This is a genomic window from Chitinophaga silvisoli, from assembly GCF_003412465.1.
Taxonomy (GTDB): domain Bacteria; phylum Bacteroidota; class Bacteroidia; order Chitinophagales; family Chitinophagaceae; genus Chitinophaga; species Chitinophaga silvisoli.
The window spans coordinates 170,191-183,883 of sequence record NZ_QTJV01000009.1; the positions used below are offsets into that span (position 1 = coordinate 170,191).

General features: G+C 46.3%; 8 protein-coding genes. All 8 read right to left on the reverse strand.

Features of this window, described 5'->3' with window-relative positions; all coding sequences use genetic code 11:
• Nucleotide 1 precedes the first annotated feature (1 nt).
• The 8 genes from DXN04_RS22440 to DXN04_RS22475 all read right to left on the reverse strand — a co-directional run bounded on the left by DXN04_RS22440 (nt 2) and on the right by DXN04_RS22475 (nt 13,685).
• Nucleotides 2-3,142: a SusC/RagA family TonB-linked outer membrane protein gene (locus DXN04_RS22440; RefSeq protein WP_116855645.1), complete on the reverse strand. Its 3,141-nt coding sequence runs from the start codon at nt 3,140-3,142 to the stop codon at nt 2-4.
• Between the two features lie 35 nt (nt 3,143-3,177).
• Nucleotides 3,178-4,932, reverse strand: a complete 1,755-nt coding sequence (locus DXN04_RS22445) for a RagB/SusD family nutrient uptake outer membrane protein (RefSeq protein ID WP_116855646.1) — start codon at nt 4,930-4,932, stop codon at nt 3,178-3,180.
• A 13-nt stretch (nt 4,933-4,945) separates the two neighbouring features.
• Nucleotides 4,946-8,023, reverse strand: coding sequence for a SusC/RagA family TonB-linked outer membrane protein (locus tag DXN04_RS22450; protein ID WP_158569107.1), 3,078 nt, complete (start codon nt 8,021-8,023; stop codon nt 4,946-4,948).
• A gap of 2 nt (nt 8,024-8,025) precedes the next feature.
• The gene (locus DXN04_RS22455) at nt 8,026-9,042 is read right to left on the reverse strand and encodes a DUF4961 domain-containing protein (RefSeq protein WP_158569108.1); all 1,017 of its coding nucleotides are present in this window, start codon (nt 9,040-9,042) and stop codon (nt 8,026-8,028) included.
• A gap of 7 nt (nt 9,043-9,049) precedes the next feature.
• Entirely contained in the window at nt 9,050-9,472 is a 423-nt protein-coding gene (locus DXN04_RS22460) for a DUF5004 domain-containing protein (protein WP_116855649.1), read from the reverse strand.
• Nucleotides 9,473-9,490: 18 nt separating this feature from the next.
• Nucleotides 9,491-11,272, reverse strand: coding sequence for a RagB/SusD family nutrient uptake outer membrane protein (locus DXN04_RS22465; RefSeq protein ID WP_116855650.1), 1,782 nt, complete (start codon nt 11,270-11,272; stop codon nt 9,491-9,493).
• Between the two features lie 207 nt (nt 11,273-11,479).
• A complete protein-coding gene (locus DXN04_RS22470) occupies nt 11,480-12,292 on the reverse strand; it encodes an alpha/beta hydrolase (RefSeq protein ID WP_116856004.1) in 813 nt (270 codons plus the stop codon).
• 7 nt (nt 12,293-12,299) lie between these two features.
• Complete coding sequence (locus DXN04_RS22475) at nt 12,300-13,685, reverse strand: SGNH/GDSL hydrolase family protein (protein ID WP_116855651.1); 1,386 nt, start codon at nt 13,683-13,685, stop codon at nt 12,300-12,302.
• Nucleotides 13,686-13,693 lie beyond the last annotated feature (8 nt).

Below are 13,693 nucleotides of genomic sequence, written 5' to 3' on the forward strand. Positions count from 1 at the left end.
CTTATAAACTTAATTGCACACCTAAGTTAACTACGCGCTGGTTAATATACGCATCCCCTGCAGTATTAGTACTGATTTCAGGATCCTGCTGATATTTACGGTAATTATCCCAGGTAAACAGGTTGTAGGCACTCATGTAAATCCTCGCACTGTTCAGTTTGAAAGGCAGCATCTTTGTCGGGAACTGGTATCCCAGGTCTACTGTCTTCAGGCGGATGTAATGTGCATTCACCAACCAATAATCAGATGGATAATAAGTAGGACTATTTACAGATGATTTGTTGGTAGTCAGTCTTGGATATTTAGCACTACCTGCAGTCTCAGGTGTCCATGCCTCCAGGTGGATCGGCTGGAACTGGCCAATGAATGGTTCGATACCCGTACCGGTGATGATAAAGCTGTAGTTGAAAGAGCCCTGCAGCAATACGCTCAGGCTAAAACCCTTGTAGGATGCCTGCAGGTTTAGCCCCAGGTTGGTATTGGGCAGATTCGGATGCCCGATAGCACGCTGGTCAAATACATTGATAAAGCCATCTCCGTTCAGGTCCTGGTATTTCAGATCACCTGCATGCAGTGGTAAACCATTGTCAGGCACCGCCACATTCTTGTTGCCGGCATTACTACCACCATTGCCTGCCATATAGGAATTTACATTATCGATATCTTCCTGCGTATAGTAGCCCAATGAATGGTAACCGAATGGCTGGTTCAATGGCTTGCCGGTGTGCGTCAACCATGGATAGGCAGGTGATGCCTCACTCTGGTAGAGAATCTTGTTCTTTGCATAAGAGAAAACAAAATTGGCTCCCCACTGTAAGTTATTGATACTACTGTGATAACCGATCTGACCATCAAAACCCTGGTTTTGTGTACGGCCAATGTTCACAGCAGGCAATCCTACCCCAAGGATATCAGGAACATTGTTAGGTACGATCAGCTGATCATAACGAATATTCCTGAAGACCTCGATAGTGGCAGAAAGCTTGTTATCTTTCAGCATATTCATATCCAGGGCAATGTTAGTTTCTTTTTGCTTTTCCCATACCACGTTGCTGTTTGCCAGGTTGCCTTCGTAGAACATTGTATAGTTGGAAGGTGACTCACCAAAGGGATATGTGCTACCATTCTGGATATAGTTCTGGGCATAGATATACCTGTTGTTCGGTGCCACATCAGAACCCACTATACCATAGGAACCACGAATTTTGAACAGGCCGAATACAGGGAATGCTTCTTTAAAGAACTTCTCACCAGACAGGTTATAACCCAAACCAATGGCAGGGAATAAACCAAAGCGGTGATTGGATGCAAACCTGTCAGTACCATTGTAAGCAGCCTTCAGATCTACCAGGTACTTACCGTCATATTCATAGTTGCCGGATGCAGATACACCCTGGAATTTCGCAGGTACACCTATTGATGCAGGATCCAGGTTGTCATAAGCATCGAATGTCTGTGACTGCTGGTTCAATAATAATAAACCTGTCACGTGGTGCTTCTGGTTGAAGGTGCGGTCATAGTTTGAAAAGAACTGCAGGTTGACATTATTTGTATAAATATTGGTATTCCCTGAATAGTAAATATTGGAGAATACATAGGTACCTGCAGGATTCAATGTATAGGACTTATCGACAGGATTATAGTGATAAGAAGGTATAGAACCAAAATTACCCGTACCTCTTGTATACTGCTCCTGGCTGGAATAAGCGATACGTGCACTGATGGACAAACCATCCGTGATCTTATTCAGCTGCTGGGTAGCATTGAATACGATGTTATAATCTGTTCTCTTTGCATTCTGGTACCCCCCTGTAGCCAGTCTCGCATTCAATGTAGGTAAATGACCTGTATTGAAACGGGAATAAGCATAGGCATAAGAGCCGTCAGGATTCAGGAATGGTGCAGTGAAAGGAGTCAGTTTACTAAAGTCAAAGACTTCAGACAATGCACTGTTTGCAGACAGGTTGGGTGAGTTCGTTGTTGAGAAACGGGTAGTCACATCCAGGCGCATTGTCAATGTCTTATTAGCTCTCAAATCCAGGTTTGACCTGAAGTTGTACCGCTTGAAATTGTAATTGGTATTTACAGTACCACGGGGATCAGGGAAGGTACGTACCAGGCCATTCTGGTTCATAGCACCACCTGAGATGAAGTACTTCACGGTTTCGTTACCACCTGAGATATCGAGATTCGTATTCTGCTGGAAACTGAATTGTTTGAAGATAGCATCATACCAGTTTACATCCGGGTGACCGTAAGGATCGGAATGGTCTTTAAAAGCATTCAGGTCCTCCTGTGTAAATTCTGCTGTCAAACCATCGTTCGCATCCGCCTGGTTGATGAGGCGAGCAGATTCGTATGCATCCAGGAACTTAGGGATCCGGGTAGGTGTCTGTGTACCACCTTCCACACGTACATTGATCTGCGGCTTACCCAGCTTACCACGGCGTGTAGTCACCACCAGTACACCATTCGCACCTTTGATACCGTAGATAGCAGTCGTACTTGCATCTTTCAACACTGAGATAGAAGCAATTTCATTCACATTGATCTGTTGCAGCTGATCATAGGTGTATTCCACATCATCTACAATGATCAGCGGTTTATTGCCCGCAGGGTTCAGTGAGCTCACCCCTCGGATATAGAAGTCGGAGGCATCTTTACCCGGCTGACCGGAAGACTGTTGGGAGAAGAAGCCCGGCAATCTGCCTGATAAGGCATTCTGCACATTCGCCGTAGGCACATTCCTGATTTCGGCAGCATTGATGGTGCTTACAGAACCGGTGGTGGTGATACGGGTCGTCTTTCCATAACCTACTACTACCACCTCATCCAATGCCTGGTTATCTGAAGCCAATGATATATCGATGCCCTCATTCTTGCCGGCGACACTCAGCTCCCGGGTCACATACCCCAGGTAGCGAAATATAAGCACATTGGAAGAACCTTTCAGTGTGAGTTTGAATTTACCGGCTGCATCGGTGATCGTACCATTTGTGGGCACTCCTTTTTCAGCCACCGTTACCCCCGGCAATGGTCCCTGGATATCCCGCACTGCGCCGGATACCACCCGGTGCTGCGCCAGCAAAACCCCGGGGAGTAAATTTATAACTATACAAATCAGCAGTATTATTTTCCGCATGTCTGATTGTTTGTAATTTTTAAGAATTGAGTAGCTTACCATCCCGGGTTTTGTTTCATAGCCGGGTTCTTCGCCACTTCATTATAAGGGATGGGATACAGGTATTGTTTGTCTTTGAACACCGTGGTCAGGATATTCACATAATTATAAGTATAAGCCACCCCATTCTTAACGATAGAGATCCCCGTACGTGGCTGGTTCATGACAGTACCCGCTATCTTCCAGCGACGAATATCAAAGTAACGGTGCTCTTCAAAGGCGAACTCAATTCTCCATTCATTCTGTATAACTGCCCTCATTTCTGCCTGCGTCATGTTGGGTGCCAGACCATAGTTGCCATCATCCCCTGCCGCAATACCTGCCCTTGCCCTGATAGCATGCAACTGGTCGTATACATCGGACTGTGGTGCCGCTTCTACTTCGTTGCGTGCTTCCGCATAGGCCAGCAGGATCTCTGCATAGCGCATGACTACCCAGTCAGAAGGATGATTGCTATAGGTGGTGGCCGCTTCAAAGTCACCCATGAACTTGCGCATGTAGTAGCCACTTTCTGTTTGTTGCAAAGAGGAATTTGGCTTGCTCTTTCCGCCCTCATAAGTATCTACTGTACTGCTCAACCAGGTAGCACCATTGTAAAAGATCGTCGCATCAAAACGGGGATCACGCTTTACATCGTTCAGTAAGCTATAAGGATCAGCAGCGAGATAGCCGGAAGCAGGGTCCGTAATAGGCAGGCCATTCTGCATAGGGAATGCATTCACCAATTCCTGGGTAGGACTGGTATTCCCGGTACCACCCGCCTGGAAACCAATAGGACCATTCCTGGTTTCAATACCTGTAGAGTTATTGCCCGGACGGATAAAGATCAACTCACTGTTATTCTGATCCAGGAAAATATGTTTGAATGAAGGCAGGAGCGAATAAACACCCAGGTTCATTACATCCTGTGCTGCCTGTGCAGCCAGTGACCAGCGGTTTACATCATAGTTGGTATAACCGGTCAGGGCATTGCCACTCTCAACGTTTCCACCATTGAAGAGCGGACTTGCAGCAAGTAACAATGTTTTTGCCTTCAGTGCCAGCGCAGCACCTTTTGTAGCACGATAGTTATCCCCGCCTGATAAGGGTGCTGAGATCAGGCTATCCTTGATCGCATCGCATTCACTTACGATATAGCTGATACAATCAGCAAAGGTATTACGGGGAATTTCGAGGTTGTCTTCGATGTTGTAGACTTTATCTCCCAGCAATGGTACACCCCCATAGCGTCTTACCAGTTCAAAGTAAAAGTACGCTCTCAGGAAACGGGCTTCGCATCTCCATACCTGTGCAGTGGTCGCACCATTGGACAAACCACCTTTTACAGGGACTACACCAATACCATTGATAAAGATATTGGCATTGCGGATGCCTGCCCAGAATGCATCCGGCACGCCGGAGCTGGTAGGTGCCTGGGAGAGGTTTGTACCCTCCCAGTAATTCTCTGCACCGGGAAAGTTGAAAGAAGTTACCGCATCGGTAGCAATCAGGGTAACAGGGATATTACTACCTGTCTGAGAAGACACCGCATCGTCAGCAGCTGCATCGAGGTAGTCACCACCTGCACGGTTATGTCCATTCTTCACAATGGCATAAATACCATACAGGTAAGATTGTGCATTCACACCCGCAGAATCCAGCGGATCGAAGACATAGTTGCCTGTCACTTTATCTACCGGGAACTGCTCGTACTTTTTGCAGCCACCTATGATGACCGCGAGTAAGAGTATTTTATGAATATAATTTTTCATGGCTCAATCTCTTTTATAACTTAATACTAACACCAGTGCTTACTACCCTTTGCAGCGGATAACTGTAAGGTTGTACCTCTGGATCCATGCCTTTAAATCCTGCGATGGTAAAGAGGTTTTCACCATCCACGAATATTTTGAGGCCGGAGATGCGGATTCTCTTCAGCAGACTATAAGGCAGTGAATACCCGATTTCTGCATTCTTAAGTCTTACGTAGTTACCATTCTTCAGGTAGAAGGTAGAGAACATGGTATTGTTGTTCGTAGCGGATACTGCCAGTCTGGATAAAGTCGCTTCATTGGCAGTTTCCGGTGTCCAGCGGCCCGTTGCATTTTCATACACCTGGCCATTGGTGGTGTTATAATCCATACCGAAATGAGTCACGGCATTGTTCAGTGCACTGATCTGCCTGTTGCCTACTCCCTGTATGAGGAAACTAAAATTGAATCCCTTGTAATTACCCCCCAGGGTGATACCGAAGAAAGCCAGTGGTTTGGTACCACCGATGGTAGACTGGTCAAATGCATCAATGACCCCATCCCCATTCAGATCTTTGTACTTGATATCTCCGGGTTGCGGAGTATAACCGGCAATGTGTGCACTACCGGCGGCATCTTCTGCATTCTGGTAGAGGCCTAGTGAGGTATAGCCATAAAATGTACCTGATACCGGCAAACCTGTTCTCCTGTTCCAGGCATAAGGAGTAGCCAGTTCATCGTTGTAGATGATCTTAGAGTAAGCCAGGTTACCATTTGTAGTCACGAAGTAGTTAAAATTGCCCAGGTGATTATTGTAGGTAAGTGACAGTTCAAAACCATGGTACTGGTTCTTACCGATATTCTCCAGGGGATAACCTGTACCCAGCAATGCAATAGAATTACCACGGTAGCCCAGGATATCTGAATACACATCATGGTAGTAATCTGCTGCCAGCAATAAGTGATTCCGGAAGAAAGAGATGTCCGTACCTACATCAAACTTATTTCCTTTTTCCCAGGTGATATAAGGATTGGCCAGGGAACCTTCATACTGATAATATACGGTGGTATAACCGGTACCTACCTGGTAGTTTTTACTATTGTTATTGGAAGAGTAGGTTTGAGAATAAGCGTAGTATAAAGATGCATTCAGATCAATATTGGCATTACCTGTTTTCGCATAAGTGGCTCTCCATTTCCAGCCACTGATCCATGGCAGGTTTTCTTTGATGAAGTCCTCATTGCCCATTTCCCAGCCCAGGCCTCCACCGTAAAATAATCCCCAGCGCTTGCCATCAGGATAACGGTTATTGCCGCTACCTATCAGGGTGGCGTTCACAAAGTATTTTTTGTTGTAATCATACCCTATTCTGCCACCCGCATTGGTAGTGGTAGATGCCAGGTCATAGTTGGCTACGACAGACTTACGGTCATACATCAGCTGCGCATCCACATTGCTCTTTTCGAAGGTCCTGTTGTAGTTCAGGCTACCCTGTGCATATGACTGACGGGAAGTAAATACAGTACGGAAAGCATTGTTCTGTGAGGTAGTGGTACCATAGATCACATAAGCGCTGTCTATATAACCGTAAGATGGATTCTGTAAACTCCTGTCCAGCGCGGTGATAGACTGGTAGGCCAGGTTGCCCTTTATCTTGAAGGTCAAACCCTTCAACACGCTATTCAGGTTATAATTCAGGTCTAAATTCGCAAGAATGTCATTCGTGTTATTCTGGGTGTAGCCGGAATACTGTGCTCTTGACAGGAGGTTGTTGCTGTACGGACCACCATTCCCACCTATGTTGTTCCCACCAAAGGTACCATTGCGGTTGTAGATGGGATAGGCATTATTAGGCGTAGAGAAGAGCGCATTCAGCAGGCCATTGTAATCATTACCAGGCTCACGGGTGTTCTGTACACGACCGAACAATTGCAGGTCTACATTCAGGTTCTGGTTCACCTGTACCCCGATGTCGGAGTTGATGACATAACGTTTCAGACTATTGTTCGTGCTGTAAGAGATATCCGGACTTGTTTTGAAAATCCCCTCCTGGTCAAAGTAACTGAGAGATACAGAATAGCGGGCTACGTTGGTACCACCATTCACATTCAGTTTGTAATTGGAGATCGGTGTGTAATCTTTCAGAATAGTCTTGAACCAGTTGATATCAGGATGACCATAAGGATCGGTATGATTCTTATAAGCATTGAAATCTTCTGCGCTGTACAGGGCTGGCTTACCATCATTCATCAGCGTTTCGTTCAGCAGGTAAGCGTATTGATAAGCAGGCAATGGTTTGGGTAAGCCTATTGACTGCTGCATCCCTGTCTGCGCGGTGAAAGTGATATGCGGGCGGCCCATCTCCCCTCTCCGGGTAGTGACCAGCATTACCGGGCGGGAACTGTTATTGCCTAATAATAAGGTAGACAAACCATCTTTCAATATAGAAATAGACTCGATGGACTCAGGATCGATAGAAGATATTTCTCTTTGTACCCCGTCAATCACAGTCACCGGCGTTTGCCCGCGTACACTCAGGCTAATCTCAGAGTTATCAGTAGAGCGGTTATTATTGGAAGAAGCATTCACAAGTGTTTGTCCGATGATGGCGGAAGAAGAGATCTCACTAACATTGAAAGAAGTGAACCCGCTGTTTTGTTTGGTATACACACCTGCCAGCTGGCCGGGAAAAGCGTATACATATAAGGATGCAGGTGTAGTAGTCAGCTGTTTGGTATAGATGGTAGACACGGAACCCAGTACTTTGGAGCGGTCTACTTTTTCATACAGCATGTCTATCTGCTGCGGAGATTTTAAGAAGGCATCCGTCAGCTGCACCGTCATTTCGGCACTGGCTTTCAGCTCACGGGTATAGTAGTCTTTCCACAGGAACACAAGCACGGTACCGGGAGGGGTCTCTACATGAAACTCCCCGTTTGCATCAGTAAATACTTCTTTCTTTGTATCCTTCACCATGACCTTTACGCCGGCCATAGGTTCGCTGAATTCATTGACAACAGTGCCATTGATGCCGGACTTCTTTGTGTCCTGTGCAAAGATCTTTTGTTGCGTTATGGCAAACAGGCAGATCAGGCAAAATATGTAGCGCATAATCATCCACATTTAAATTTGTAAGTGAAAGGAGCAGTGGTGTTACCATATCCCACCTGTTTGGTGCCGGTCTTATCTGTGATGAAATAAGTCATGTTGGTAAGGGTCTGGTTATCGCTGATACCGAAGAATGAGCGGGGCCAGATCGTAATTTCATAGCGGCCACTCCCAACACCTTCCATCAGTGTTTTAGCAGTCTGTTCGCAGATGGTAATTGTCTGACCATCGTTGGTAGTGCCGGTAGCACAGAGGTACACTTCATCACTGCCGGAGAGTGCTGTCTCAGTTACATTAGAGTCGAATGAGATGGTGACCAGGTCATTGTCCAGCGACTTTGGCGGAGAGATTGTAGTGAGTTGAGGATTGCAGAAGTCAACCAGGTCGCCGCTGCCACCCGTTACGGTAAAGCAGTCGCCTATGTACTGGTTGTAATATTCTGCAGTAGGACCATAGCCTTCATCGAAATAGGTATCGGAGGTAAAGCCATTGGTGGTATTCGCTACTACATAAGCGAGTTTTACAACAGTTGGATTATCATCAGCACCTACTTTCAGGTTGATGAAAATGGAACCGGTGATCTTGTCGCCATTGGCATAGGTAAAGGGATTATCGCTTTGCATGACCACCCATTCCATATCGTCGATCAGGTTGCCGGCGATGCCAAAGGTAGCTCTCATATAATCAGGCCAGTTCTTGCCATCTCCGTGAGCAGCAAGCGTAGTGAGTGGTACCATGGTGAAGGAGCCATCGCCCTTGCTGCTCTTGTAGGTAGCGGTCATATTCTGTGTACCTTTCCAGCCTTTGGGCATCAGTACACCGAGTATCAGGCGGTCGCTACCCCCGGAGTTGCAGGATTCATCAATATCCAGTTGGATGGGAACTACATCACCTACCTTGGCGGACGCAGGGATGGTAACTTTAGAAATCTTTATATGACAGAAGCTGAAGACTATGCCGATAAGGAGTAATGCGGACAGCATCCAGATCTTACGTCCTTTGATATTTAAACGTGGAAGCATAAAATTATCAGTTATCTTTTTCCAGTGTGTAGATATATGCATTCAGATCACAGCCAGGCACGAAAGTGAGATTCAGCTGCCGGATACCTGCCGTAGTGATGTAATTGAAAGAAGTGGCGACAGCCGTTCCTCCCTGCGGTGTGAACGTGATCTTGAACGGATAGGCAGGATCATCCAGGGAATAGGTGCCGTTTGTATTCACGAGGAAAGGAATTTTGTTTACGATGGTATAGTTACCGGCAGAATCGAACTTCACGCGGAATTGTGTGAAGTCAAATGCGCTGGTGATATCAGTACCGTTCCTGGTAGCTTTCAGGACCTTCCAGCTGCCGGAGATGTTTTTAGGCGCTTCGCCTACGGGAGAGATCTCTTCCACCTTGCAGGCGTACAGCAGCAGACAAAAGGTTGTAAGAATAAAATAACATTTCATACATGGAATGATTAAAGATTAGTAACCCGGATTCTGTACCAGTTCTGAAGATTTACCTGTTTCAGATAAAGGGAATGGCCACAGGTACATAGCAGGACGGAAATTGTGTTTGGTCACATTGAAAACCTTGTAGCTTACAGTGCCATTAGCACGGTCTACTTCCATGCCCTGTGATTGAATATTTTCCGTCTGCGGAGCAATCTTCCATCTTCTTACATCCCAGAAACGATGGCCTTCGTAAGCAAGTTCTATCCGTCTTTCATTTTGAATATAGGTCCTCATTTCTGACTGGGAAAGGCCTGAAGGAAGCTGATAGGGATCCAGGCCGGCACGCTCACGGATAGCTTCAACAGCCGCATATACATTGCCGGTAGGCCCTTCGAATTCATTGGCAGCTTCGGCATAGTTGAGCAGAATTTCAGCATATCGCATCAGGGGCTGCACCCTGTCGGAACCATGGTTGATCGTAGCTGCGATGGCTTCAGGATCCAGCATCTTGTTGTTGTAATAACCCGTAAGTGTACCCTGGTGAACGGCATCCTGGCCAGTAGAAACACCATTATAGGTGCCCACATAAATATTTACAGGAGCCGAACCGTTTGTCTGACCATTGCTGGTACGTACCAGCAATACCGTTTGATCGTGGATAATGCTGTAATCCAACCGCGGATCACGGTTCTTGTAAGGATCATTCGGATCATAACCGGAAGATGGATCAGTAATGAGTTTACCATTCTTCATAGGAAAGGCATCCACCAATCCCTGGTAAGGGAAAGAACCCTGGCCATTACTACCTCTTGACGGGGGCAGGAACAGGTTTTCGAAGTCACTGTTGCCCGTAGGGCGCATGAGCTGGAAAATGTATTCCGTGTTCACACGCTGTGGGAACAGGCCCTGGAAACCGTAACCCGGACTGCTGGTCTGATAATCATTTTTGGTGTTCAGTGTATAGGTGCCCAGTGTGATCACAGCCTGTGCTGCATCTTCAGCCAGTTTCCAGCGGTTCATGTCAGCTGTAGGATAACCTACCAGGGCTGGATCTACACTTACACCACCACCTGGCCCCGCATCGGCCGGTAAGGTAGTACCATTAAATAAAGGGCTGGCTGCATACAACAAGATCCTTGCTTTCAATGCCAGGCAGGCACCTTTGGAGGCGCGGCCATAGTTGAGACCGGATTGTGTAACAGGCAGAATAGAACCGGCAGCATCCAATTCGGAGAGAATGTAGTTCACACATTCCTCGTAGGTGCTCCTTTTTGCCACAATAGGCTTATCATAGGATAGTAAAGTATCGCCTACAAGCGGTACACCCGCATAGTGTTGTACAAGTATGGCATAATACCAGGCACGCAGGAAACGGGCTTCCGCGATCATCTGTGTTTTATATGCCTGTCGCAAGGGTGCATTGCCAATGTTCTTCAGCAGTACATTGACAGCACGGATCTGTGAATAGCAGGTTTTGTAAGGCTCTTCTCCAATAATACCTGCGTTGACAGTCCCCGTGGCAAACTGCGTAGCTGGTGTGGAAAAGGCGTGAGAAGGCTCGGCTTCATCACAGGCAGCTTCCAGTCCGCCACATGTAATGAAGTTGTAGGAGAAGCGGCTAAGACTTGCGCTCAGTCCTACATTGGAGTAAATGTTGGCAAGGAATCCCACAGTCCTGGAACTATCGCCAAATACACTTTTTTCATCCAGGTTCGTGGTAGTGGTGGCTGCCAGAAATCCTTCCTTTCTGCAGGAAGAATATATGAGAGCTGTTGCCATTAGTATAAAAACGGGAATACAGCGTTTTATCATAAATGGGCGTAATTTATTTGTATCAGAATAATTGTAGTGATAACGTGGTATAGTTTCTTATGGTTCACTCTTTTAATCAGTTAAACCGATTTAGCAAAATAAAAACGTGAAATCCTTATCCCCCTCTTTTTCTTAGTCCTGTTCTGGTTGATTATTTGTTATGCCACTAAAGTACAATTGTTAAACCGGTTTAGCAAATTAAAATTGTTATTTTTTCTTATTGAAATAATTATGGAAGAACAATGCCTGATATTGAATAGAATTGGACCAGTATTCCCATGTATGCCCACCGGGTCTTACGGTATAATCGTGTGGAATATTCCGCTCCAGCAGCTTTTCATGAAGCCTGTCATTACAATTATGGAAAAAGTCTTCCGATCCGCAATCGATGGTAAGCTCCAGTAAATTCGGCGTGAGGAGGTAAAGCATGTTAATCACACTGTTTTGCTCCCAGCGCTCCGGGCTTTCACTATATTTGCCGAGCAGTTTTTCCAGGTCCCAGTTCAGGGGAAAGGGACGCAGATCTACTCCCCCGCTCATACTCCCTGCAGCACCAAAGGTATTGGGATGGCGGAAAGCAAGGAATAAGGCACCGTGTCCTCCCATACTGAGGCCCGTAATTGCCCTGCCACTTCGATTGGCTATGGTGGAATAGTGCTGATCAATCCAGTTGATCAGCTCTGTTCCAACATAAGTTTCATACTTAGATCCTTTCTTCACTTCACTATCAATGTACCAGCTGCCAAAGTCCCCATCAGGGCACACTATGATCATATGATACTGATCTGTCAGCGTGGCAAATGCCGGATCCTTTGTAATCCAGTCACTGTAGTTGCCACTATATCCGTGTAACAGGTACAATACCGGGTAGTGCTGACTGCTGCTATAATCAGACGGGGTAACGACCACCGCCTTGATTTCCTTGTGCATCGACGCACTGTAGGTATGTACAGTATCTACTTTTGCAGCTGACAGCCGAGTCGTGCTCAGTATAAAAAGTAACGATAAGAGATGTCTCATATTCAGGTTATCTTGCTGCAACAAGGGTTACTTTGTGCAACTGAGGTTTATTGATTTCGTAAATTTTATTGATCAGTACATCCTGCTCCTGTTGCCATACCTCACGTAAGGATTTGTAGCGTGAGCGGGTATAGTTATCCCTGTTACCTGCCACAAAAATGTTGCTGGCAGCAAAGGCATTCACGGAGTCCATAGCAGCATTGTTATCTTTGTACAGCAGGCCTTTACCTTTCAGGAAATCGTAGTTCATCCAGGCATACATCCTGGTCCTTCTTTCAATCTCCCAACGCTCTTCGTTCATTTCACGGATTTGAATCGCCTGCTGGTATTCCGGGGTACGGGTGTTTTCTGCCAGGTTGATTCCGGCACCGAGTTCACTGGCATCGTAGGCACCTACCTCTTCGCCATCCATAAGCAGCTTGTATTTACCGGCTTTCAAACCGCTTACCTGCAGTATTTCCTGGTTAAACTCTTTATTGAAAGGCACCACTTTCAGTGCATCGGCTTGTTTGTGCAACTGGCCCCAGCCACGTGGAATGGTATCCAATGGATAAGGCAGAGACTGTGCAAGGTAATTGAAGCTCACCCCATCCGCAGTAGTCGTTACCTTGCTAATCTGGCAGTTGGTAGCGGTTTTCACCTGTTTGCCTGCTGCATCTACATGAATCACTGCAACGGGTTTGTTCTCCAGCCCCTGCGCTTTCAGGAACAGGTAAGCCATGACCATATGCCCATCGTTGTCAGGATGAATACGATCACTGGGAGTAAGGCTGAAAGTGGAATCCTTCTGTTGCTCACGTTGATTGATACTCATCATCGGATGGTAAAAATCTACGAAAGCCCAGCCATTCTTCTTCGCCGCCTGCTCCTGGAAAGCGACTATTTCTGTCAGGGCCTCGGTTTTATTAGGAAATCGGTTCTTATCGTTGAACTTAGAAGTGTAATCATATGGAGAACCACCGATAAAGATCTTCCTGATATCGGACCTTTGCTTCAGTTTTTCTTCAATTTTGCCATAATATTTGTAGGAGTTGGCAATTCGTTGCTGCATGGTATCCTTACCATCTGCACGGTACCATTCAAAATATCCTGAATCGTTCATACCCCAGGTCAATGTGAGCACGGTGGGTTTCTTCGACAATACATCCTCATCAAAACGCTCATAGATCTGCTGCGCCACATCTCCGCCAATCCCTGCATTCACACAGGTGATCCTCCTTTCAGGGAAATGCGTCATGTAATACAACCAGATATAGGAATGGTAGTGTCCCCCATCTGTGATACTATTGCCAACGAATACAACACGGTCCCCTTTCTGAAAAGGTGCCGCCTGTCGTTGCGCGCTCGCCGTCATTGCACCGGCAGCCATGAACAGAATCAGTAATTTCTTCATGTGGATTT

What these genes read in the sequence shown, in the direction of transcription:
- DXN04_RS22455 (WP_158569108.1), bottom strand. Translation starts at nt 9,042, where the DNA reads ATGCTTCCACGTTTAAATATCAAAGGACGTAAGATCTGGATGCTGTCC.
- DXN04_RS22465 (WP_116855650.1), bottom strand. Translation starts at nt 11,272, where the DNA reads ATGATAAAACGCTGTATTCCCGTTTTTATACTAATGGCAACAGCTCTC.
- DXN04_RS22470 (WP_116856004.1), bottom strand. Translation starts at nt 12,292, where the DNA reads ATGAGACATCTCTTATCGTTACTTTTTATACTGAGCACGACTCGGCTG.
- DXN04_RS22440 (WP_116855645.1), bottom strand. Translation starts at nt 3,142, where the DNA reads ATGCGGAAAATAATACTGCTGATTTGTATAGTTATAAATTTACTCCCC.
- DXN04_RS22450 (WP_158569107.1), bottom strand. Translation starts at nt 8,023, where the DNA reads ATGCGCTACATATTTTGCCTGATCTGCCTGTTTGCCATAACGCAACAA.
- DXN04_RS22460 (WP_116855649.1), bottom strand. Translation starts at nt 9,472, where the DNA reads ATGAAATGTTATTTTATTCTTACAACCTTTTGTCTGCTGCTGTACGCC.
- DXN04_RS22445 (WP_116855646.1), bottom strand. Translation starts at nt 4,932, where the DNA reads ATGAAAAATTATATTCATAAAATACTCTTACTCGCGGTCATCATAGGT.
- DXN04_RS22475 (WP_116855651.1), bottom strand. Translation starts at nt 13,685, where the DNA reads ATGAAGAAATTACTGATTCTGTTCATGGCTGCCGGTGCAATGACGGCG.